24 protein-coding genes are annotated in these 21,941 nt (G+C 74.7%); 4 read left to right on the top strand and 20 right to left on the bottom strand.

Annotated features, from left to right (window positions below; genetic code table 11):
* Positions 1–39 precede the first annotated feature (39 nt).
* Entirely contained in the window at positions 40–354 is a 315-nt protein-coding gene (locus AB0C99_RS03190) for a hypothetical protein (RefSeq protein ID WP_362468615.1), read from the bottom strand.
* The gene (locus AB0C99_RS03185) at positions 351–1,283 is read right to left on the bottom strand and encodes a polysaccharide deacetylase family protein (RefSeq protein ID WP_362468613.1); all 933 of its coding nucleotides are present in this window, start codon (positions 1,281–1,283) and stop codon (positions 351–353) included. Before AB0C99_RS03185 ends, AB0C99_RS03190 begins: the two co-directional genes overlap by 4 nt.
* 103 nt (positions 1,284–1,386) lie before the next feature.
* Here AB0C99_RS03185 and AB0C99_RS03180 point away from each other — a divergent pair, with 103 nt between their 5' ends.
* Positions 1,387–2,571, top strand: a complete 1,185-nt coding sequence (locus tag AB0C99_RS03180; protein WP_362468660.1) for a class I SAM-dependent methyltransferase — start codon at positions 1,387–1,389, stop codon at positions 2,569–2,571.
* On the opposite strand, the gene AB0C99_RS03175 is transcribed toward AB0C99_RS03180, so the two are convergent.
* From AB0C99_RS03175 to tsaB, 8 genes are all read right to left on the bottom strand, one after another.
* Positions 2,516–3,190, bottom strand: a complete 675-nt coding sequence (locus AB0C99_RS03175; RefSeq protein ID WP_362468611.1) for a hypothetical protein — start codon at positions 3,188–3,190, stop codon at positions 2,516–2,518. The genes AB0C99_RS03180 and AB0C99_RS03175 overlap by 56 nt on opposite strands.
* Positions 3,191–3,407: 217 nt before the next feature.
* Positions 3,408–4,604: a DUF6596 domain-containing protein gene (locus AB0C99_RS03170; protein WP_362468658.1), complete on the bottom strand. Its 1,197-nt coding sequence runs from the start codon at positions 4,602–4,604 to the stop codon at positions 3,408–3,410.
* Positions 4,605–4,736: 132 nt separating this feature from the next.
* Complete coding sequence (locus tag AB0C99_RS03165; protein WP_362468609.1) at positions 4,737–5,102, bottom strand: YciI family protein; 366 nt, start codon at positions 5,100–5,102, stop codon at positions 4,737–4,739.
* A gap of 136 nt (positions 5,103–5,238) precedes the next feature.
* Positions 5,239–6,096, bottom strand: coding sequence for a polysaccharide deacetylase family protein (locus AB0C99_RS03160; RefSeq protein WP_362468607.1), 858 nt, complete (start codon positions 6,094–6,096; stop codon positions 5,239–5,241).
* Between the two features lie 36 nt (positions 6,097–6,132).
* Positions 6,133–6,384: a hypothetical protein gene (locus AB0C99_RS03155; RefSeq protein WP_362468656.1), complete on the bottom strand. Its 252-nt coding sequence runs from the start codon at positions 6,382–6,384 to the stop codon at positions 6,133–6,135.
* A gap of 14 nt (positions 6,385–6,398) precedes the next feature.
* A complete protein-coding gene (gene tsaD, locus AB0C99_RS03150) occupies positions 6,399–7,538 on the bottom strand; it encodes a tRNA (adenosine(37)-N6)-threonylcarbamoyltransferase complex transferase subunit TsaD (protein ID WP_362468606.1) in 1,140 nt (379 codons plus the stop codon).
* A complete protein-coding gene (rimI, locus tag AB0C99_RS03145; protein ID WP_362468654.1) occupies positions 7,528–8,022 on the bottom strand; it encodes a ribosomal protein S18-alanine N-acetyltransferase in 495 nt (164 codons plus the stop codon). Before rimI ends, tsaD begins: the two co-directional genes overlap by 11 nt.
* A gap of 20 nt (positions 8,023–8,042) precedes the next feature.
* Positions 8,043–8,699 (bottom strand): tRNA (adenosine(37)-N6)-threonylcarbamoyltransferase complex dimerization subunit type 1 TsaB, encoded by a 657-nt coding sequence (tsaB, locus tag AB0C99_RS03140; RefSeq protein WP_362468605.1) that lies wholly within the window; start codon positions 8,697–8,699, stop codon positions 8,043–8,045.
* Between the two features lie 146 nt (positions 8,700–8,845).
* Here tsaB and AB0C99_RS03135 point away from each other — a divergent pair, with 146 nt between their 5' ends.
* A complete protein-coding gene (locus AB0C99_RS03135) occupies positions 8,846–9,415 on the top strand; it encodes a hypothetical protein (RefSeq protein WP_362468603.1) in 570 nt (189 codons plus the stop codon).
* Positions 9,416–9,463: 48 nt separating this feature from the next.
* On the opposite strand, the gene AB0C99_RS03130 is transcribed toward AB0C99_RS03135, so the two are convergent.
* The 9 genes from AB0C99_RS03130 to AB0C99_RS03090 form a co-directional block, all read right to left on the bottom strand.
* Entirely contained in the window at positions 9,464–9,649 is a 186-nt protein-coding gene (locus AB0C99_RS03130; protein ID WP_362468601.1) for a hypothetical protein, read from the bottom strand.
* A 110-nt stretch (positions 9,650–9,759) separates the two neighbouring features.
* On the bottom strand, positions 9,760–10,287 hold the full coding sequence (gene tsaE / locus AB0C99_RS03125) for a tRNA (adenosine(37)-N6)-threonylcarbamoyltransferase complex ATPase subunit type 1 TsaE (protein WP_362468599.1): 528 nt from the start codon (positions 10,285–10,287) through the stop codon (positions 9,760–9,762).
* Positions 10,288–10,301: 14 nt separating this feature from the next.
* Positions 10,302–11,456, bottom strand: a complete 1,155-nt coding sequence (locus AB0C99_RS03120; protein ID WP_362468597.1) for an alpha/beta hydrolase — start codon at positions 11,454–11,456, stop codon at positions 10,302–10,304.
* Between the two features lie 17 nt (positions 11,457–11,473).
* Complete coding sequence (gene alr / locus AB0C99_RS03115) at positions 11,474–12,622, bottom strand: alanine racemase (protein WP_362468595.1); 1,149 nt, start codon at positions 12,620–12,622, stop codon at positions 11,474–11,476.
* Positions 12,623–12,654: 32 nt separating this feature from the next.
* Entirely contained in the window at positions 12,655–13,548 is an 894-nt protein-coding gene (locus AB0C99_RS03110) for a L,D-transpeptidase family protein (RefSeq protein WP_362468593.1), read from the bottom strand.
* A gap of 82 nt (positions 13,549–13,630) precedes the next feature.
* Complete coding sequence (locus AB0C99_RS03105; RefSeq protein ID WP_362468591.1) at positions 13,631–15,232, bottom strand: NAD(P)H-hydrate epimerase; 1,602 nt, start codon at positions 15,230–15,232, stop codon at positions 13,631–13,633.
* 88 nt (positions 15,233–15,320) lie between these two features.
* A complete protein-coding gene (locus AB0C99_RS03100) occupies positions 15,321–15,689 on the bottom strand; it encodes a holo-ACP synthase (protein WP_362468590.1) in 369 nt (122 codons plus the stop codon).
* An 8-nt stretch (positions 15,690–15,697) separates the two neighbouring features.
* Positions 15,698–17,545 (bottom strand): glutamine--fructose-6-phosphate transaminase (isomerizing), encoded by a 1,848-nt coding sequence (gene glmS / locus AB0C99_RS03095; RefSeq protein WP_362468588.1) that lies wholly within the window; start codon positions 17,543–17,545, stop codon positions 15,698–15,700.
* A 40-nt stretch (positions 17,546–17,585) separates the two neighbouring features.
* Positions 17,586–18,335, bottom strand: coding sequence for a hypothetical protein (locus AB0C99_RS03090; RefSeq protein ID WP_362468587.1), 750 nt, complete (start codon positions 18,333–18,335; stop codon positions 17,586–17,588).
* Positions 18,336–18,439: 104 nt separating this feature from the next.
* Here AB0C99_RS03090 and coaA point away from each other — a divergent pair, with 104 nt between their 5' ends.
* Positions 18,440–19,441 carry a type I pantothenate kinase gene (coaA, locus tag AB0C99_RS03085; RefSeq protein ID WP_362468585.1) on the top strand — a complete coding sequence of 334 codons (1,002 nt, stop codon included), beginning with the start codon at positions 18,440–18,442 and terminating at the stop codon, positions 19,439–19,441.
* A gap of 38 nt (positions 19,442–19,479) precedes the next feature.
* The gene (locus AB0C99_RS03080) at positions 19,480–20,451 is read left to right on the top strand and encodes a DUF389 domain-containing protein (RefSeq protein WP_362468583.1); all 972 of its coding nucleotides are present in this window, start codon (positions 19,480–19,482) and stop codon (positions 20,449–20,451) included.
* Between the two features lie 68 nt (positions 20,452–20,519).
* Here the strand turns inward: AB0C99_RS03080 and glmM are convergent, their stop codons facing one another.
* Entirely contained in the window at positions 20,520–21,887 is a 1,368-nt protein-coding gene (gene glmM, locus AB0C99_RS03075) for a phosphoglucosamine mutase (RefSeq protein WP_362468581.1), read from the bottom strand.
* Positions 21,888–21,941: the final 54 nt, after the last annotated feature.

Raw genomic sequence — 21,941 nt, 5'->3', positions numbered from 1 at the left:
TATGACCGCGATTAGCACTCGGTCAAGCGGAGTGCCAATTCACGACCCTGTGGCGTGACGCGGGGACGCTCCCGGAAGAACGTGCGGCCGGTGCCCGTGGTTCCGTACGAGGGGCCTGACCGGGGCCGTGGACGCCGACAGGGTCGGGGACGGGGACGGGGACGCCGACCCGGAGGGGACGGGGGCGGGGGCGGGCCGGCCGGCGCGCGGCGGGTGCGGGGTGACCCGCTCCGCCGCCTTGCGGCCGAGCCGTTCGATCGGGTCGATCGGGTCGGCCGCGCTCGCGCAGGAGGTGAGGGCGAGCAGCGCGCCGGTCAGGGCCAGTGCGGCTGCCAGCCGGCGCGCCCGGCTCATACGTAGTCCTCCAGCCTGGCCACCGCGTAGCCCTTCGCCGTGATGGTCTTCATCACCCGGCGGATCATGTCCGGCATGGTGCCCTTCCAGTCCTCCTTGCCCCGGAAGTGGGTGAGGACGATGTCGCCGGGGTGCAGGTCCCGGTCCCACTCGCGCCACTCCATGTGGTCGGGGAACGCCTCGGAGGCCCACAGCGGAACGGCCTTGACCCCGCAGCTCCTGGCCGCGCGCAGGGTGTCCTCGTTGTAGTTGCCGTACGGCGGGCGGAAGAGCTCGGGCCGCTTGCCGAAGCGCTTCTCGATGACGTCCTGCATCCCGCAGATCTCGCGCTTCTGGTCGGCGTAGTCGAGGCCCGGCAGGTAGCGGTGGTTGAGGGTGTGGTTGTGCAGGGCGACCCCGCCGGGCTGGGAGGTCTGCATCTTCCGGAAGTAGCCGTAGTCCTCCTTGACCAGGTAGTCGCTGAGGAAGGCGCTGTACGGGAGCTTGAGCTCGCTCATCATCCGCAGCAGCTCGGGGTCCTTCTCGGCGCCGTCGTCGATGGTCAGGAAGACGATCTTCTGCTTGGTCGGGACGGTGGTGAAGACGGGCGGCAGGCCCTCCCCGTCGGTCTCGAAGCCCTTGCGGGTGGTGATCCTCGGCTTGACCTTGGGCGGCGCAGGGGCCTCCAGCGGCGGCTGGGCCAGGCCCCACTTCCTGGCGGCGGCCACCCGGGCGGCGCGCTCGGCGCGGACCCGGTCGGCGTACGAGCCGAGCGCGCCGGCCGCGTTCTGCGCGTGCGGCTGGCCCGCGGCGGGCTTGGGGGGCGCCGACTGCTCCGCGCCGCCGGGGCCCGCGCAGGCGGAGCCGAGCGCGGCGACCGCGAGGGCGGCGCCGACCATCCGAGTAGTCCGGAATGATCGCTTTTGTTCTTTTTGTCGTACTAGCTGCATGGCGCCGCATCCTTTCAGCGCCGACCCCCTCCCGGGCCCCGACACCACCGGCGCGGCCCGCACGGTCCCCCGGGCGGCCCACACGCCCCGCGCGCCCCTCAGAATGGGACGGGTGACCGACCTCGCCGCCTTCGCCGCCCTGCTCGCCCCCGAGGGGCAGGCCTTCCTCGCCGCCCTGCGCGACTACGACCCCGCCCAGGAGCTGGCGGTCGCCTCCCGGCTGCGCCGCGAGCACCCCACCGAGCTGGTCTCGGCGGCGCTCGGCCAGGCCCGGCTGCGGCAGCGGGCGGTGGCGAAGTTCGGCGCCGAGGACGCCCACCGGATGTACTTCACCCCCAACGGCGTCGAGCAGTCCACCCGCGCCACCGTCGGCGCCTACCGGGCGGCCCGGCTCAAGGCGCTCGGCGTGCGCGGCGTGGCCGACCTCTGCTCGGGCATCGGCGGCGACGCCCTCGCGCTCGCCCGCGCCGGGATCGCGGTCCTCGCCGTCGACCGCGACCCGCTCACCGCCGAGGCGGCCCGCGCCAACGCGGCGGCGCTCGGCCTCGACGGGCTGATCGAGGTGCGCTGCGCGGACGTGACCGAGATCGACACCTCCTCGTACGACGCCGTCTTCGTCGATCCCGCCCGGCGCGGCGGACGCGGCCGGATCTTCGACCCCGAGGCGTACTCGCCGCCGCTGTCCTGGGCGGTCGAGGCGGCCCGCACGGCCCCGCACGCGGCCCTGAAGATCGCCCCGGGCATCCCGCACGAGGCGGTGCCCGAGGAGGCCGAGGCGGAGTGGATCTCGGACGGCGGGGACGTGAAGGAGGCCGTGCTCTGGTTCGGCACCGAGCCCGGCGCCCGCCGCGCCACCCTGCTGCCCGGCGGCGCGAGCCTCACCGGCGGGACCCTGCCCGACCCGGCCGTGCGGCCCGTCGGCCGCTATCTCTACGAGCCCGACGGCGCCGTCATCCGCGCCCACCTGGTCGCCGAGGTCGCCCGGGAGCTCGACGGCGGGCTGATCGACCCGACCATCGCGTACGTCACCGCCGACGCGCTCGTCCCCACCCCGTACGCCGCCGCCTACGAGATCACCGACGAACTCCCCTTCAACCTGAAGAAGTTGAAGGCCCTGCTGCGCGAGCGCGAGGTCGGCACGCTGACCGTGAAGAAGCGCGGCTCCGCCGTCGAACCGGAGGAGATCCGCCGCCGGGTGAAGCCCAAGGGCCCCAACTCCGCGACGGTGCTGCTCACTCGGGTCGCGGGAGCCCCGACGATGCTGATCGGTCACCCGGCCGGGCGGTGAGCCGGACCGCCATCCGGTAGTGCCCGAACGCCTTCGCGAGGCCGGTCAGCCCCGTCACCCACAGCAGGAGCGCGGCGCCCATGCCGTACGCGACGACGCCGTAGCCGCCGTCCGCCGGGTCGGTGCGGAGCGGCACCGCGAAGGCCGTCCACAGCCCGACTGCGCACAGCGCGAACGACAGCACCAGCCAGCTCGCGCTCAGCACCGGCAGCCGCAGCCGCGCGTCCGAGGCCGCGTCCCGGTCGAGGGCCGCCCAGGCCAGCAGCCGCTCGCGCGCCACCCGGTCCCGGCGCACGCCGCGCACGGTCAGCCAGACGGCGGGGGCGAAGACGCCGAGCCCCAGCAGGCCGACGAAGACCGCGACCAGCAGGCCCAGGTACTCGGGCTGCTCGTTGCCCGCGGTCTCGGCGGCGCCCACCAGCGTCACGCCGATCAGCGCCCAGCCGAGCTGGAGCAGCCCGCAGCAGACCAGGAACATCGTGAGCCGCCGGGGCCCTAGCAGCCACCGCCCCAGGGTGCCCATGGCGAACTCCCGGTCGGCCAGCAGCGCCCGCCGGTCGGGCCAGCTCCGGAGCTCTACGGGCGGCGGGGGCGGCGGCAGCGGTATGCGGGGCGACATGGCGGGGAGCCTATCCGGCGGCCGGCGACGCCTTGGCGGCTCAGCCCGCGCCCACCGCGCGCCCGCGCCCTCCGGGCCCCGCGCGCCCCGACGGCTCACCCCGCGGCCCTACGGCCCCGCACCCCGCACGCCTCCCGCATCCCGCCGGCGGCCCGGCGCCGCCCGCGCCCCCGCGCGCCCCAGCCCCTCACCCCGCGCCCCCGCACGCCCCGCCCGCTCACCCCGCCGCCCGCCGGAGCAGCAGCGCCCGCTCCCGCTCGTTGCGCGTGAGCTCGGCGGCGCGCGCGAACTCGGCCCGCGCCTCCGCGTCCCGGCCGAGCCGCGCCAGCAGCTCGCCCCGGACGCTGGGCAGGAGGTGGTAGCGGTCCAGGGCCGGGGCGGCGGCGAGGGCGTCGACGAGCGCGAGGCCCGCCTCGGGGCCCTCGGCCATCGACACGGCGACCGCCCGGTTCAGCTCGACGACCGGGGAGGGGGCGACGGCGGCGAGCCGCCGGTAGAGCGCGGCGATCGTCGCCCAGTCCGTCTCCTCGTACCGCGCGGCCCGCGCGTGGCAGGCGGCGATCGCGGCCTGGAGGGCGTACGGGCCGGTGGCGCCGCCCGCCTCGACGGCCCGTTCCAGGGCCGCGTACCCCCGCCGGATCAGCAGCCGGTCCCAGCGCCGCCGGTCCTGGTCGGCGAGGAGCACCGGCTGCCCGTCCGGGCCGGTCCTGGCCGCCGTCCGGGACGCCTGGATCTCCAGCAGGGCGGCCAGCCCGTGCGCCTCGCCCTCCCGGGGCATCAGCGCGGCGAGGACGCGGGCCAGCCGCAGGGCGTCCTCGCACAGGGCGGGGCGGAGCAGGTCGTCGCCGGCGGTCGCCGCGTACCCCTCGTTGAAGATCAGGTAGATGACCTCCAGGACCGAGCCGAGCCGGGCCGCCCGGTCCGCCCCGTAGGGCACCTCGAAGGCGACCCCGGAGCGGGCGAGGGTCCGCTTGGCGCGGGTGATCCGCGCGGCGACCGTCGCCTCCGGTACCAGGAAGGCGCGGGCGATCTCGTCCGTGCGCAGCCCGCCGAGCAGGCGCAGGGTGAGCGCGGTGCGGGCCTCGGCGGAGAGCACCGGGTGGCAGGTGGTGAAGACGAGCCGGAGCACGTCGTCGTCGATGTCCCCGGGGCCCGAGGGCTCCGGGTCGTACGCCGACTCGGTCAGCTCGCGGCCGGCCTCGGCGAGCTTGCGGGCGTACGTCTCGCGGCGCCGCACGAGGTCGACGGCGCGGTGCTTGGCGGTGGCCGTGAGCCAGGCGCCCGGCCGGGCCGGGACGCCCTCGCGCGGCCACTGTTCGAGGGCGGCGACGAGGGCGTCCTGGGCGATCTCCTCGGCGATGCCGACGTCCCGGACGATCCGCGCCACGGTGGCGATGATCCGGGCGGACTCCATCCGGAACACCGTGTCCAGGGTCTGTTCGACCGACTGTGCCGTCACGTCTCACATGACAGCACAGCCCACTGACAAGCGCCGCCAAGCGCCGCCAAGCGCTGCCAAGCGCCGAGCGCGGCCCGGCGGCGGGGTTCAGGACCCCGGCATCTCCTCGACCTCGCGGATCTCCAGGCCCACGGTCCAGTGCTTCGGGTGGACCTCCAGGAAGCGCCGGCCCCACTCGACGGCCTCGGCCATGTCCTTGCACTGCATCATGGCGTAGCCGCCGACGACCTCCTTGGTCTCCGTGAAGGGGCCGTCGGTGTAGGCGAGCTCGCCGTCGCGCCAGGAGATCCGGGTGCTGTCGGAGGTGGGCTTGAGCCCGGCCGTGTCGAGCATGACGCCGGCCTTGGTGATCTCCTCGAACAGGGCGCCCATGCGCTCCTCGAAGCCGGGGTCGGCGGACGCCATGTCGATGGTGTTCTCCTCGATGCGGACGAGGGAGAGGTAGCGCGGCATGGTGACTCCTCGGTGCGGTGGCGGGGCCGTTCCCCGCCTTCACACTCATACGTCGATCGGGGACGGCCCGCATCGACACCACCCCGGAAAAACTTTCCGGAGATGTTCCGCCGGAGATGTTTCCGCCGCGGACGCTCTAGAGGTAGTCCTCCAGGCGCGCGATCGTGAAGCCCTGCTCCTGGATGTGGCGCAGCAGGTTGGCCGTCATCTCGGTCATCGTCCGGCCCTTGAGCTCGGACGGGCCCCGGAAGTGGGCCAGGATGATGTCGCCGGGGTGCAGCTTCTTGTCGCCGCGCTGGTACTGCATGTTGGTGATCTGCATGGACTCGCGCCACAGGACGATCGCGTCGATGCCGCACTCGGCCGCCGCCGCGCGCGTGGACTCGTTCCAGTTGCCGTAGGGCGGGCGGAAGAGGCGCGGCTTCGTGCCGTACTCGGCGGTGAGCTTCTCCTGCTGCCCGCAGATCTCCCGGCGCTGGGCGGCGGCGGACAGGGTCCGCATGTTCGGGTGGCTGAGGGTGTGGTTGGCGACGCCGTGGCCCTGGGCGACGAGCGGCTGGAAGTAGCGGTAGTCGGTGCGGATGGCCGCGTCGGTGAGGAACATCGTCAGCGGGATCCCCAGCTCCCGCGTCATCGCGACGAACTCGGGGTCCTTCTCGGCGCCGTCGTCGATGGTGAGGAAGACGATCTTCTCTTTGGTCGGGATGTCGCTGACCACGGGCACCGGCCCGCCGGGCGCCCGGCTGACCGGCTTCCTCGCGGGCGGGGCGGGCGGCTCCGCGAGGGGCTTGAGGCCCCACTTGCGGTACGCGGCGGCGCGCGCGGAGGCCGCGTCGGGGGTGCGCGGGGAGCCGGTGGACGCGGCGGCCGAGGGGCTCGCGGCGCCGGTGCCGGCGGAGGCGGCGCCCGCCGGGCCGTTCTCCGTCGTGCAGCCGGTCGCGGCGAACAGGGCCACGGCGGTGAGCGCCGCCCACAGCGCGATCGTCTTCTTCACACGCTGTGGGATGCGCGATCCGTTCGAAGGGTTGCCCTACGTGAGCGATTCCACCGACTCGAAGCGCCAGCGGTGCACCGGGCGGCCCACCAGCGCCGCGTCCGGCTCCGGCAGCTCGGGCAGCTCGGCGTCCGGCCCGCCGTCCGTCGCCCACCAGGTCAGCACGAGGACCCGCTCCCCCGGCGCCCGGAAGGTCTCGCGGCGCAGCGGCGCGCCCGGCAGCTGCTGGGCGCGCGCCCAGGCCAGCAGCTCGGCGCCGCGTCCTTCGGCGGCGCGGGCCTCCCACATCAGGGTCACCGTGGTCACGGGTAGAGGTTCTCCTTGCTGACCTCGTGCACGTGGTCGTGGTCGTGCACATGCCCGTGGTCGTGCACATGCCCGTGGTCGTGCGCGTGGGCGCCCGGCACGTGCGGGTCCGTCACCGGCAGCGAGGAGTCGGCGGACAGCTCCAGGTCGGAGGCGGGCCGGTTGCGGGCGACCATCTCGGCGCCGAGGGCCGCGACCATCGCGCCGTTGTCGGTGCACAGGCCCGGCCGGGGCACCCGCAGCCGGATCCCGGCCCGCTCGCAGCGCTCCTGGGCCAGCGCCCGCAGCCGCGAGTTGGCGGCCACGCCGCCGCCGATCATCAGGTGGTCGACGCCCTCGTCCTTGCAGGCCCGGACGGCCTTGCGGGTGAGCACGTCGACGACCGCCTCCTGGAAGGACGCGGCGACGTCCCGGACGGGGACCTCCTCGCCCGCGTTCCGCTTGGCCTCGATCCAGCGGGCCACGGCGGTCTTCAGGCCGGAGAAGGAGAAGTCGTACGCGGGGTCCTTGGCGCCGGACAGGCCGCGCGGGAACGCGATCGACTTCGGGTCGCCCTCGCGGGCCAGCCGGTCGATGACCGGGCCGCCGGGGAAGCCGAGGTCGAGCACGCGCGCGATCTTGTCGAACGCCTCGCCCGCCGCGTCGTCGATGGTCGCGCCGAGCGGGCGCACGTCGGAGGTGATGTCCGAGGACAGCAGCAGCGAGGAGTGGCCGCCGGAGACCAGCAGGGCCATCGTCGGCTCGGGCAGCCGGCCGTGCTCCAGCTGGTCGACGCAGATGTGCGAGGCGAGGTGGTTGACGCCGTAGAGCGGCTTGCCGAGGGCGTACGCGTACGCCTTGGCGGCCGAGACGCCGACGAGCAGCGCGCCCGCGAGGCCGGGGCCCGCGGTGACGGCGATGCCGTCGAGGTCCTTCGGGGAGACCCCGGCGGTCTTCAGGGCGCGCTCGATCGTCGGGACCATCGCCTCCAGGTGGGCGCGGGAGGCGATCTCGGGCACCACGCCGCCGAAGCGGGCGTGGGTGTCGACGCTGGAGGCGACGGCGTCCGCGAGGAGGGTGGTCCCGTGGACGATGCCGACGCCGGTCTCGTCGCAGGAGGTCTCGATGCCGAGTACGAGCGGTTCGTCAGCAGCCATCAGAATCAGTCTCAGTTCCTTGAACGGTCAGTCGCATCACGAGCGCGTCCACGTTTCCGGGCTGGTAGTAGCCGCGCCGGAAACCGATGGGCTCGAAGCCGAAGCGCTCGTAGAGCTTCTGGGCCCGGGTGTTGTCCACGCGCACTTCGAGCAGGACCTCGTCGCACTCGAAGGCGGTGGCGTGCTGGAGCAGGTCGGTCAGGAGGCGCCCGCCGAGGCCGGTGCCCTGCTGGTCGCGGGCGACGGCGATGGTCTGCACGTCGCCGAGCCCGCCGGCCGCGGCGAGTCCCGCGTAGCCGACGATCCGGCCCGCGCCGCTGGTGTCCGCCGGGCCGCCGGGCTCCTCCGCGACCACGTAACGGCGGGTCGCGCGGGGGCCGCGGGAGTGGGCGAGCTCGGACCAGAACATCCCCTCGGACCAGGCGTCCTCGGGGAAGAGCTCGGCCTCCAGGGCGAGCACGGGGCCGATGTCCCACCAGCGCATCTCGCGCAGGGCCGCGCCGCTCACTTCGGCGTGACCACCTTGTAGTTCTTCGGCACCTGCGCGTCGGGGCGGCGCAGGTACATCGGGAGCGGCTCCAGGAAGCCCTCCCCGCCCGCGGCGAGCCGCTCGGCCGCGAGGGCGGCGAGCGCGGCGGCGGACTGGTGCTCGGGGTCGCGGGCGTCCGGGAACGCCTCCGGGTACAGCCGCGCCCCGGCGCCGACCACGGGCAGTCCGGCGAGCCGCTCGGCGATGTCGGCGGGGCGGTCGACGGCCGCGTCGGTCTCGCGGGTGCGGGCGTCGGCGTAGCGCGCCCAGTAGACCTCCTTGCGGCGGGCGTCGGTCGCCACGGCGAAGGGGCCCTCGATCCCGGAGGCGTAGGCGAGGCCGTCGAGGGTGCACAGGCCGTGCACGGGGACGCCGAGCGCGGAGGAGAAGGCGGCGGCGGTCGCGAGGCCGACGCGCAGACCGGTGTACGGGCCGGGGCCGACGCCGACCACGAGCCCGGTCACCGCGTCGAGCGCGAGGCCGGCCTCCTTCAGGACCCGGTCGACGGCGGGCAGCAGCAGCTCCCCGTGCCTGCGGGCGTCGACCTGGCTCGACGCGGCGACGACGGAGTCGCCGTCGTGCAGGGCGACGGTGACGGCGGGTGTGGCGGTATCCATGGCGAGCAAGAGCACGCGAACAGCCTACGGCGCCGGAGCGCGGGGCGTGTCCGGCAGCCGCCGCCCCGCCCGGACGGGGCGGCGGCTGCTACGGTCAGGCGACCGTATACGTAGGACCGATACGCAGATACGACAGTGGTACGAGGGAAGGTGGGCGCACGGTGGCAAGGAGCAGCTCGGGAATCGTGGCCGGGCTCACCGCGGCGGCCGTCGCGGTGATCGGCTTCCTCGCCTACCAGGCTTCGGCCGTGGCTCCCTCGGCCGCCGAGCTGGCCGTGAAGCCGCAGGCGCCGAGCTCGGCCCCCTCGGCTCCGGCCACCGGCAAGCCGAAGCCGTCGGCGAAGGACCCGCTGGCGCTGCCCGCGGCCTCCGGCACCGGCGAGCGGGTGGTGTACGCGCTGGCCAACCGCCGGGTGTGGCTGGTGGACGCGAAGAACCAGGTCACCCACACCTTCTCGGTGATGCCCAGCACCATCTCGCCGCCGCCCGGGGCGTACGCGGTGACCTCGCGCTCGGGCGCGGTGCGCGGCTCGGACGGGGTGCAGATCGAGCACGTGGTGCGGTTCGCGACCGTGCAGGACGTGTCGGTGGGCTTCAGCGCGGCCGTGGACAACTCGACACCGACGCCGGACCCCTCGCGGAAGACCGGCGGCGTCCGCATGAAGCGCGCGGACGGCGACGCGCTGTGGACCTTCGCGGTGATCGGCGCGAAGGTCGTCGTCGTCGCCTAGTCGTCGCCTAGTCGTCGTCCAGCCGCCGTTCGCCCGGCCGGGCGACGCTCAGGCGGCTTCCTCGTGGACCTCGTGGACCTCGTGAACCGGCGGCTCCGGCTCGTCCGCCGCCGGCACGGGCTCGCGCGGCGGGGTCGAGACGGCGCTGGCCGCGGCGCAGGAGGCCAGCAGGTCTCTCATCGAGACGCGGTCCGCGGTGCGGTCCCTCCGAACGGCGTGCTCCGGCGTCGCCATGAATGCCTCCCGTAGGTTAGGTGCACCTAACCAGCTCGTGATCCCATGTCACCACGGGGTGGAGCACTCACGCAACATTTTCCCGACACGTTGTCGGAACCTACGTACGTTCAGCCCAGCAGCAGGTCCTCGTCCGCCCACCGGCCGCCGATCCCGTGCAGCACCACGGTCCGCCGGTCGTCCGTGCCCTCCGGGTCCTCCGTGCCGTCCGCCCCCTCCGCCGGGCCGCCGACCACCCGGTGGATCAGCACGTGCAGCCGGTCGTCCGTCAGCTCCTCGACCTTGCCGTCACCCCACTCGACGACCACCACCGAGTCCGGCAGCGAGACGTCCAGGTCCAGGTCCTCCATCTCATCGAGCCCGCCGCCCAGGCGGTACGCGTCGACGTGGACCAGCGCCGGGCCGCCGACCAGCGAGGGGTGGACGCGGGCGATGACGAAGGTCGGCGAGGTCACGGCGCCGCGGACACCGAGGCCCTCGCCGAGCCCCCGGGTGAGCGTGGTCTTCCCGGCGCCGAGCTCGCCGGTGAGCATCACGAGGTCGCCGGGGCGCAGCAGCTTCGCGAGCCTGCGGCCGAGCTCCGTCATCCGCTCGGGCGAGTCGATGACGAGGGTGGCCTGGTTGTGCGGAGTGTCCATGCCCGCCAACCTACCTAGCCGCCGGCCGGTCCCTCGCCCAAGGGGACCGCGCCCACCCGTCCGAGGAGGTCGGCGAGCCGGTCGGTGACCGCCTCCGGGTGCTCCAGCATCACCAGGTGCCCGGCGTCCGGCACGATGACCAGCTCGGCGTCCGGCAGCAGGTCGGCGAGGGCCTCGGTGTGCGAGCTCGGCGTGACCAGGTCCCGGTCCCCGGCGAGCGCCAGCACCGGCAGCTCCCGGAAGGCGGCCAGCGACGCCGTCTCGTCGTGCTCGACGAACGCCGGATAGAACTCGGCGACCACGTCGATCGGGGTCGACTCGATCATCCGCTCCGCGAACCGGACCACCGACGGGTCCACGTCCTTCGAGGAGAACGAGTACTTCTTGATCAGGCCCGCGAACAGGTCGGCGGTCGCCCGCCGCCCCCGCTCCACCAGCTCCGCCCGCGAGCCGAGCGCCCGCAGCACCCCGGGCAGCACCCGGCGCACCGCGTTGACCCCGGCCATCGGCAGCCCGTAGCTGATCTCGTCGAGCCGCCCGGCCGAGGTCCCCACGAAGGCGGCGCCGACCACCCGCTCGCGCACCAGCTCCGGGTGCCGGCCGGCCAGCGCCATCATCGTCATCCCGCCCATCGAGTGCCCCACCAGCACCAGCGGGCCCTCGGGGGCGGCCGTGTCGATGACGGCCTTCAGGTCGTCGCCCAGGCGCCCGATGGAGACGGGCGCCCCGTCCGGCCCCGCCTGCTCGACGCCCCGGCCGGACCGCCCGTGGCTGCGCTGGTCCCAGTAGACCGCGCGGACCAGGCCCCGCAGCGCGGCCCGCTGGAAGTGCCAGGAGTCCTGGCCGAGGCAGTAGCCGTGGCTGAAGACGACGGTCACCGGCGCGGGCGCCTTCCGCCCGAACAGGCGCCGCCTGCGCGGGGCGGGCGCGTCCCCCTCGACCTCGTCCACCTCGTAGTACAGCCGCGTGGAGTCCTCGGCGACCGCCCAGCCCGGGGCCCCGCGCAGCGCCCCGAACGGGCCCTCGGCGTCCAGCGCGAGCCGCGCCTTCTCGCGCACCGAGCGCCCGACGGTCAGCCGCTCGACCGCGACCCCGGCGGCGGCCCCGGCCGCGAGCACGCCTATCGCGGCACCGGCCCAGCCGGCCCGCCGCCAGGTCTCCTCGCCCACGGCCGCCCCGCCCCCCGTTACGCGCCCAGGTGGACGCGCGGGACCCGCGCGCCGATCCGGGTGACGATCTCGTACGCGATGGTGCCGGCCGCGTCGGCCCAGTCCTGCGCCGTCGGCTCGCCCCCGTCGCCGGGCCCGAACAGCACCGCCTCGGTGCCCGGCGCGGGCCGGTCGCCGCCGAGGTCCACCACGAACTGGTCCATGGCCACCCGCCCGGCCACCGTCCGCACCGTGCCGTCGACGAGCACCGGGCCGCGCCCGGAGGCGTGCCGGGGGATGCCGTCCGCGTAGCCGATCGGGACCAGGCCGAGCGTGGTGTCGCCCGGGGTCGTGTAGTGGTGCCCGTACGACACCCCGTGCCCGCCGGGCACGTCCTTGACCAGGGCGACGCTCGCCTTGAGGGTCATCACCGGCCGCAGCCCCAGCTCGGCGGAGGTGCCGATCTCGGGCGCCGGGGAGACGCCGTACATGGCGATGCCGGGCCGCACCAGGTCGAAGTGGGTCTCGGGCAGGGTCAGGGTGGCCGGCGAGTTGGCGATGTGCCGCACCTCCGGCTGGACCCCGGCCTTCTCCGCGTACTCCAGCATGGTCCGGAAGAGGTCGAGCTGAGCGGCGATCGAGGGGTGCCCCGGCTCGTCCGCGCAGGCGAAGTGCGACCAGAGCCCGGTCACCTTCACCAGCCCCTGCGCCTCGGCCTTCAGCGCCTCGGTGACGAGCTCCGGCCAGTCGGCGGGCTGGCAGCCGTTGCGCCCGAGCCCGGTGTCGGCCTTGAGCTGGATCCTGGCCCTCCGCCCGGTCTCCCGGGCCGCCTCGGCGACCTCGGCCAGCGCCCACAGGCCGCTCACCGACATGTCGAGCCCGGCCTCGATGCCCTCCGCCCACGGGTCGCCCGGCGTCCACAGCCAGCACATGATCCGCACGTCCCGCAGCCCGGCCGCCCGCAGCGCCAGCGCCTCCTCGGGTGTCGCCGTGCCGACCCAGGTCGCACCCGCCTCGACGGCGGCGCGGGCGCAGGGCAGGGCCCCGTGCCCGTACGCGTCGGCCTTGACCACGGCCATGATCTGGACGTGCGGTTCGACCCGGGCGCGCAGCGCGCGGACGTTCGCGCGCAGCGCTCCCAGGTCGATCTCGGCACGGGCACGGCGGGGCAGTGGTGTCTCAGTCATCGCCGCCCAGTCTCTCAGGTCGCCGGGCCGCCTCACCCTTCCGGCCGCTTGCCCCACACGTAGACCCGGTCCCCCTTGCGCAGCACGCCCCACAGCCGCTCGGCGTTGCGGTAGCTCAGATTCACGCAGCCACGGCTGCCGACGGGGGTCGCGATCTGCCCGTAGACGGCGTGGAACGCCTGGCCGCCGCTGAAGAACTGGGAGAACGGCATGGGCGTGTCGTAGATCGTCGACCAGTGGTCCTTGTGCCGCCAGTAGACCTTGTGCCAGCCGGTCCTGGTCCGGTACCCGGCCCGCCCGCTGCGCACGTTGACCACGGCGTAGGTGAGCTTCTTCCCCTTCTGCACCCACATCAGCTCCCGGTCGAGGTCGACGCAGGCGACGGGGTAGGAGCGGGCGGGGCACTTCCCGGCAGCGTTGGGGTTCTTGCGGGCGGCGAGCAGTTCGGCGCGGCCCCAGGTGACGGGTCCGGCGTAGCCGTTGGCGGGCTTGATCTTCTCCCGCTGCTGGAAGGCGCGGATGGCCTTGCAGTCCGCCGCGGACTGCTTCCCGTCCGCCTTCAGCTTCAGCAGCCGCTCCACCCGGCGCTGATGGGGGCCGGTCCTCGCGGTGCAGGCCGCCTTGGCGGCGTCCCGGGGCAGGAACTCGACGAGCTCGTCCACCTCCTTCGCCGGTACGGGTACGGGCACGGGCTCGCCGCCCTCCGCCTGCCGCGGCGGCAGCACCTGGTCGGGGGTGTCCATCGGGTACTCGCCCCGCCCGGCGGCGACCCCGCCGGGCAGCAGCACCTCCGCGGCCTCGGGCTCGGGCGCGTCGGCGCGGGCGGGCGAGGGGAGCAGGGCCGGGGTCAGGGCCAGCGGCAGGGCCAGGGCCAGGGCGGGCAACAGCGCGGTGACGCCGCGGCGGCGTCCTCTCCATCTGATCACCCGCCCATCCCATGCCGCCCGGGGCCGGGGCGCCTGCGCTGCGCCCCCTGCGGAGCAACGCGTTCCGCCGAGTGGCGGGCGCTCAGCCGCCGGTGACGTCCCGCCAGGCGCCCGGCAGCGCCGCCGCCACGTCCCCGGCGGCCACCGGGGCGCCCCGGGCGGCGCGGCGGGCCGCGAGCCCGTGCAGGTAGGCGGCGGCGGAGGCGGCGTCCACGGGCGCGAGCCCGGCGGCGAGCAGCGAGCCCGCGAGGCCGGACAGCACGTCCCCGCTGCCCGCCGTGGCGAGCCAGGAGGTGCCGGTCGGGTTCACCCGCACCGGACCGGTCCCGCCCGGCCCGCACACCAGCGTCGTCGAGCCCTTCAGCAGCACGGTCGCCCCGAACCGCTCGGCCAGCGCCCGCACGGCCGCCAGCCGCCCCGCCTCGACCACCCCCCGCTCGACCCCGAGCAGCGCCGCCGCCTCCCCCGCGTGCGGCGTGAGCACCGTCGCCGCACCCCGCGCCCGCACGGCGTCGGGACACAGCCCGCGCAGCCCGTCCGCGTCGACGAGCACGGGCACGTCGGCGGCGAGCACCTCGGCGACGAGGGGGTGCGGGGAGACCGCCGCCGGGCGGCCGGGCGCGACGGGATACGGGGCCGAGCCGGGCGCCGTGCCACCCGCGCCGCCGGAGCCGTCCGGGTACGCGCCCGAGCCGGGCGCCCCGGCCCCGGCCGGTCCCTCGGCCGCGTACGCATCCGGCCCGTCCCCCGCCCCCTCCCCGATCCCCGGCCCCACCACCCACGCCTGGACGCGCCCCGCCCTCGACGGCGGGCCCGCGTGGACCAGGGTCTCGGGGCGGGCGGCGATGACGGCGGGGCCCGCCGGGCCGACGTAGCGGACCGCGCCCGCGCCGCCGCGCAGCGCGCCCTCGACGGCCAGCACGGCGGCGCCGGGGTAGCGGGCGGAGCCGGCGACGACGCCGACGACCCCGCGCCGGTACTTGTCGCTCTCCGCCCCCGGCACCGGCAGCAGCCGCGCCAGGTCCTCATGCTGGAGCGCCTCCAGGTCCGGGACCGAGGGGAGGGTGGCGTCGAGCCCGATGTCGACGAGCCGCAGCGCGCCCGCGTACTCCCGGGCCGGGTCGATCAGCAGCCCCGGCTTGTACGCGCCGAAGGCGACGGTCGCGTCGGCCCGCAGCGCCTCCCCCGGCACCTCGCCGGTGTCCGCGTCGACGCCGCTCGGCAGGTCCACGGCGACCACGACCGCGTCGGAGCCGCGCGCCGCCCGCGCGACGGGCACCGCGTCGGGCCGCAGCCCGCCGCGCCCGCCGATGCCGGTGATCCCGTCGAGCACGAGGTCGGCGGCGGCCAGCGCCTCGTACGGGTCCTCGTGCGGGCCGACCACCCGCCCGCCCGCCGCGCGCAGCGCCGCGAGGCCGCCCTCGTGGGCGCGCGCGGCGAGCGGCACGGCCGTCACACCAGCGCCGCGCCGGGCCAGCAGCGCCCCGGCGTACAGGGCGTCGCCCCCGTTGTCGCCGCTGCCGACGAGGAGCACGACCCGGGCCCCGTACACCCGCGGCAGCAGCCCTCGGCAGGCGGCGGCGAGTCCGGCCGCGGCCCGCCGCATGAGCGTGCCCTCCGGCAGCCGGGCCATCAGTTCGGCCTCGGCGGCCCGTACGGTCTCCACGCGGTAAGCGGTACGCATGGCACCCAGCCTGTCCGCTCGGCGCCCCGCCCGCCACCCTCGGCCCGAGCGCGTACGAGGGCGAGGGCGAGGGCGAGGGCGAGGCCGCCTACCCCTCCGCGATCACCACCGCCGACGCCACTCCGGCGTCGTGGCTCAGCGACACGTGCCAGTGCCGCACCCCCAGCTCGGCCGCCCGCGCCGCCACCGTGCCGCGCACCCGCAGCCTCGGCTGCCCGGTGTCCTCGACGTACACCTCGGCGTCCGTCCAGTGCAGCCCCGCCGGGGCGCCCAGCGCCTTCGCCAGGGCCTCCTTCGCGGCGAACCGCACCGCCAGCGAGGCGCTGCCCCGCCGCTCGCCGCTGGGCAGCAGCAGCTCGCGCTCGACGAAGAGCCGGGAGAGCAGCCCCGGCGTCCGTTCGAGCGACGCGGCGAAGCGGTCGATCTCCGCCACGTCGATCCCCACCCCGATGATCATCTGTCCACTCACTCCACCGTCACGGATTTGGCCAGGTTGCGCGGCTGGTCGACCTCGTTGCCCCGCGCCGTCGCCAGTTCGCAGGCGAAGACCTGGAGCGGCACCGTGGAGACCAGCGGCTGGAGAAGCGTAGGGGTCGCGGGGATCCGGATGAGGTGGTCGGCGTAGGGGACGACGGCCTCGTCGCCCTCCTCGGCGATCACGATCGTCCGGGCGCCCCGGGCCCGGATCTCCTGGATGTTGGAGACGATCTTGTCGTGCAGCACGGACCGGCCGCGCGGCGAGGGCACGACGACGACCACCGGCAGCCCGTCCTCGACGAGCGCGATCGGGCCGTGCTTGAGCTCCCCGGCGGCGAAGCCCTCCGCGTGCATGTAGGCGAGCTCCTTGAGCTTCAGCGCGCCTTCGAGGGCCACCGGATAGCCGACGTGCCGGCCGAGGAACAGCACCGTGTCCGCGCCGGCCAGCGAGCGCGCCAGCTCCCGCACCGGCTCCATGGTCTCCAGGACCCGCTCCACCTCGTCGGCGATCCGGGACAGCTCGCGCACCACGGCGTCGATCTCGTCGCCCCACTGCGTGCCGCGCACCTGGCCCAGGTAGAGCGCGAGCAGGTAGCAGGCGACGAGCTGGGTCAGGAACGCCTTGGTGGAGGCGACGGCGACCTCGGGCCCGGCGTGCGTGTAGAGCACGGCGTCCGACTCGCGCGGGATCGTCGAGCCGTTGGTGTTGCAGACGGCGAGCACCTTGGCGCCCTGCTCGCGGGCGTGCCGCAGCGCCATGAGGGTGTCCATGGTCTCGCCGGACTGGGAGATGGCGACGACCAGGGTCCGCTGCCCGAGGATCGGGTCCCGGTAGCGGAACTCGCTGGCCAGCTCGACCTCGCAGGGGATGCGGGTCCAGTGCTCGATGGCGTACTTGGCGATGAGCCCGGCGTGGAAGGCGGTCCCGCAGGCGATGATGACGATCTTGTCGGCCTCGCGGAGCACCGCGTCGGGGATCCGCACCTCGTCCAGCCGCAGCCGCCCCTCCGCGTCGATCCGGCCGAGCAGGGTGTCGGCGACGGCCTTGGGCTGCTCCGCGATCTCCTTGAGCATGAAGGAGGCGTAGCCGCCCTTCTCGGCGGCCGAGGCGTCCCAGTCGATGTGGAACGCGCGCACGTCGGCGGGGGCGCCGTCGAAGTCGGTGACGGTGACCCCCTCGCGGGTGAGCTCCACGACCTGGTCCTGGCCGAGCTCGATGGCCGAGCGGGTGTGGGCGATGAAGGCGGAGACGTCGGAGGCGAGGAAGTTCTCGCCCTCGCCGACCCCGACGACGAGCGGGGAGTTGCGCCGGGCGCCGACCACCACGTCCGGCTGGTCGGCGTGCACGGCGACCAGGGTGAAGGCCCCGTCGAGCCGCCGGCAGACCAGCCGCATGGCCTCGGCGAGGTCGCCGACCGAGGAGAACTCCTCGGCCAGCAGGTGGGCCACCACCTCGGTGTCCGTGTCGGAGCCGAGCCGGTGGCCGCGCTCGGCCAGCTCCGCGCGGAGCACGGCGAAGTTCTCGATGATCCCGTTGTGGACGACGGCGACGCGCCCCGCGTTGTCGAGGTGCGGGTGCGCGTTCGCGTCGGTGGGGCCGCCGTGGGTGGCCCAGCGGGTGTGTCCGATGCCGGTGGAGCCGCTCGACAGCGGGCGCTCCACCAGCTCCTTCTCCAGATTGACCAGCTTGCCGGCCTTCTTCGCCGCGGCGAGCCCCCCGTCGGAGAGCACCGCGACGCCGGCCGAGTCGTAGCCCCGGTATTCGAGCCGCTTGAGGCCGGCGATCACGACGTCGAGTGCCGACTGTCCGCCTACGTAGCCAACGATTCCGCACATAGCGCGCAGCCTACGGCCCGGCGGCCCCGGAGGGCCGGAGTCAGCGCAGCTTCGCCGCCTGCGCGTCGACGAGGTCCTGCGGGAGGCCCTTGACCTTGCCGCTGACGCTGATGGTCGAGAAGGTGGCGAGGTTGTTGCCCTTGCGGAAGACGGCCAGGGTGCTCGTGAAGGGGGTGCCCTCCATGTCGCTGACGACGGTGAAGGCCACGGCCTCCTCGCCCGCGGTCAGCGGCAGCGGGGTGACCTTCGTGACCTTGGTCTTCTCGCCGCTGGAGCTGACGGTGAAGCCCTCGCCGCAGGCGGTGGAGGCGGCCTTCAGCGAGCCGATGGCCTGCTGGGCGCCCTGGCCGCCGTACGAGCCGAGGGTGACGGCCGTGACGGGCGCGGCGAGCGCGTTCAGGACGTCGTCGGGGGAGCCGGCCGTGCCCTTCTTCGCCTGGACGGCCTTGCGCATCGCGCTCGCCCCGGGGGTGCCGGTGGAGACGCCGGACATGGCCTCGGCGAGCGGCTCGCAGGCCGCCTTGTCGGCGCCGACGTCACCGGCGTTGACGATGTCGGCCGCGCCCGCCTTCTTCACCAGGTAGCCGGGGGCGTCGGGCTGCCCGAGGACCAGCTTCTCCAGCTCGGCCGCGGTCAGCGCCTTCACGTCGGGCTTGGCGGCGGCGGAGGCGGACGCGGCGGCGTCGTTGTCGCCCTTCGGCTTGGCGTCGGGGGTGTCGCTCCCGCAGGCGGTGAGCAGCAGGGCCAGGGAGGCGGCGGAGACGGCGGAGACGGCGGTACGTACAGACATGCGCATGACCGAATGATCATGGCAGGGGCCGCCGGGCCACAAGCGGATTACCGCGTGACCCACCCCACGGCACACGATCGCCCCGGAGCCACGACAATGGCGGGGTGATCACTTCGCCGCCACGAAGCCCGAACGGTCCCGCCGGCAACGGAGCCAGGCGGGCGGCCGAGCCGACGCCGTACGTCGATCTCACTCGGGCCGAGTGGAGCGCGCTGCGGGACAAGACCCCGCTGCCGCTGACCGCCGAGGAGGTCGAGCGGCTGCGCGGCCTCGGCGACGTCATCGACCTCGACGAGGTCCGGGACGTCTACCTGCCGCTGTCGCGCCTGCTCAACCTGTACGTGCAGGCCACCAGCGGGCTGCGCGGGGCCCTCAACACCTTCCTCGGCGAGAAGGCCGAACAGCGCGGCACCCCCTTCGTCATAGGGGTGGCCGGCTCGGTCGCGGTCGGCAAGTCGACCGTCGCCCGCCTCCTCCAGGCCCTCCTCGCCCGTTGGCCCGAGCACCCGCGGGTGGAGCTGGTCACCACCGACGGCTTCCTCTACCCGATGGACGACCTGCGGGCGCGCGGCCTGATGTCCCGCAAGGGCTTCCCCGAGTCGTACGACCGGCGGGCGCTGACCCGGTTCGTCGCGGACATCAAGGCGGGCAAGGAGGAGGTCACCGCGCCCGTCTACTCGCACCTGATCTACGACCGGGTGCCCGGCGAGCGGCTGGTGGTGCGCCGCCCCGACATCCTCATCGTCGAGGGGCTGAACGTCCTCCAGCCCGCCCTGCCCGGCAAGGACGGGCGCACCCGGGTCGGGCTCGCGGACTACTTCGACTTCTCGGTGTACGTGGACGCGCGCCCCGAGGACATCGAGCGCTGGTACCTGAACCGCTTCCGCAAGCTGCGCGACACCGCCTTCCAGGACCCCTCCTCGTACTTCCGGCGCTGGACGACGGTCTCCGAGGAGGAGGCGCTGGACTACGCCCGCACGATGTGGCGGACCATCAACAAGGTGAACCTGCTGGAGAACGTGGCCCCCACCCGCGGCCGGGCGACGCTCGTCGTGCGCAAGGGCCCCGACCACAAGGTGCAGAAGCTGAGCCTCCGTAAGCTCTGAGGCCCGGAGGCGGCCCTGAGCCTCCGTAAGCTCTGAGGATGCTGCACCTACGGATGATCGTCCCGCCCGACCGGACGGAGGCGGCCGTCGCCCTCATCGACCGCACCGTGGGCACCACCCACGTGGTGGTCCTGCCCGGCGCCGCCCGCGAGCCCGCCGGGGACGTGGTGATGTGCGACGTGGCCCGCGAGGCCGGCGACGAACTCATCAACGGGCTACGGGACCTGAGGATCGACCAGGACGGCTCGATCGCCGTCGACGACGTCGGCCTCTCGCTGTCGAAGCGGGCCGAGGCGGCCGAGGAGGAGGCCCCCGGGGAGGGCGCCGACGCGGTCGTCTGGGAGCAGCTGAGCGACGCCACCCACGAGGAGTCGACGCTCACCATCACGTACAGCGCGTTCATGATCCTGGCGACCATGATCGCGGCCTGTGGCGTGGTCCTGGACAACGCGATCCTGATCGTGGGCGCGATGGCCGTCGGCCCGGAGTTCGGGCCGCTGGCGGGCATCTGCACGGGGATCGTGCGGCGCTCCCCGAAGCTGGTGCTGCGCTCCTCGTACGCCCTGGTCGTCGGCTTCGCGGCGGCGATCGTGGCGACGACGGTGTTCAGCCTGGCGATGGACGCGCTGGGCCTGTTCAGCCTGGCCAAGCTGGACGCGCCGCGGGTGAACACCGGCTTCATCTGGCAGCCGGACCCGTTCTCCTTCGTGGTCGCCCTGCTCGCGGGCGCGGCGGGCACGCTGTCGCTGACCTCGACGAAGTCGGGCGCGCTGATCGGCGTGGCGATCTCGGTGACGACCGTCCCGGCGGCGGCGAACGCGGCGGTGGCGCTCAGCTACGGGCAGTACGGCCAGATGTGGGGCTCGATCGAGCAGCTCGCGCTCAACCTCACCGGCATCGTCCTGGCGGGCACGGTGACCCTGCTCGGCCAGATCCTGCTGTGGCGCACCCAGCGGGGCCGCTGGACCCGCAAGGGCCGGGCCGCGAACGGCGGCGGCACCGCCCGCTGAGACGGCCCCGGCCCCCTTCCCGCGTACGGGGAAGGGGGCCGGGGCGCGTCGGAGGGACCGTCAGCCCGTCAGCCCGTCTGGCCGAGGGCCGACTTCACGACGTCGGCGAGGCGGCCGGCCACCGCGCGGGCCTGCTCGATGTCGGCGGCCTCGACCATGACCCGGACCAGCGGCTCGGTGCCCGAGGGGCGCAGCAGGACGCGGCCGGTGGAGCCCAGCTCGCGCTCGGCGTCGGCGACGGCGTTGGCCAGCTCGGCGGAGGTGTTGACCCGGCCCTTGTCGACGTCCGGGACGTTGACCAGGACCTGCGGCAGGCGCTCCATGACGGCGGCGAGCTCGGCGAGGGACTTGCCGGTGGCGGTGACCCGGGCGGCCAGCATCAGGCCGGTGAGGGTGCCGTCGCCGGTGGTGGCGTGGTCGAGGACGATGACGTGCCCGGACTGCTCGCCGCCGAGCGCGTAGCCGTGCTCCTTCATGGACTCCAGGACGTAGCGGTCGCCGACCGCGGTCTGGACGAGGTCGAGGCCCTCGCGCTCCATGGCCAGCTTGAAGCCCAGGTTCGACATGACGGTGCCGACGACGGTGTCGCCGCGCAGCGTGCCCGCCTCGCGCATGGCGAGGGCCAGCACGGCGAGGATCTGGTCGCCGTCGACCTCCTCGCCCGCGCCGTCCACGGCCAGGCAGCGGTCGGCGTCGCCGTCGTGCGCGATGCCCAGGTCGGCGCCGTGCTCGACGACGGCGGCCTTCAGCAGCCCGAGGTGGGTGGAGCCGCAGCCGTCGTTGATGTTGAGGCCGTCCGGCTCGGCGCCGATGGTGACGACGGTGGCCCCGGCCCGGGAGAACGCCTCGGGCGAGACGCGCGCGGCGGCGCCGTGCGCCTCGTCGAGGACGATCTTCAGCCCGTCGAGCCGGTTGGGCAGGACGCCGATGAGGTGGGCGACGTACTTGTCGAAGCCCTCGTCGTAGTCGCGTACCCGGCCCACACCCGCGCCGGTCGGCCGGTCCCAGGGGGCGCCGGTGCGGTGCTCCTCGTACACGGACTCGATCCGGTCCTCCAGCTCGTCGGCCAGCTTGTGCCCGCCGCGCGCGAAGAACTTGATGCCGTTGTCGGGCATGGCGTTGTGCGAGGCCGAGAGCATCACGCCGAGGTCGGCGCCGAGCGCGCCGGTGAGGTAGGCGACGGCGGGCGTCGGCAGCACGCCGACCCGCAGCACGTCCACCCCGGCGCTGGCGAGGCCCGCGACGACGGCCGCCTCCAGGAACTCCCCCGAGGCCCGCGGGTCGCGGCCGACCACGGCCGTCGCCCGGTGGCCCTCGAAGCTGCCCGCCTCGGCGAGCACGTGCGCCGCCGCCACCGAGAGGCCGAGCGCCAGCTCAGCCGTCAGATCGGCGTTGGCCACACCGCGGACCCCGTCCGTGCCGAAGAGTCGTCCCACAGCTGTCCTCCGAATGTACGTGCCATGCCCAGGGTGTCCGGGGTCCTGCCCAAG

The organism is Streptomyces sp. NPDC048659 (assembly GCF_040650575.1).
Classification (GTDB): domain Bacteria; phylum Actinomycetota; class Actinomycetes; order Streptomycetales; family Streptomycetaceae; genus Streptomyces.
This window is presented reverse-complemented; position numbering and strand designations above follow the sequence as displayed.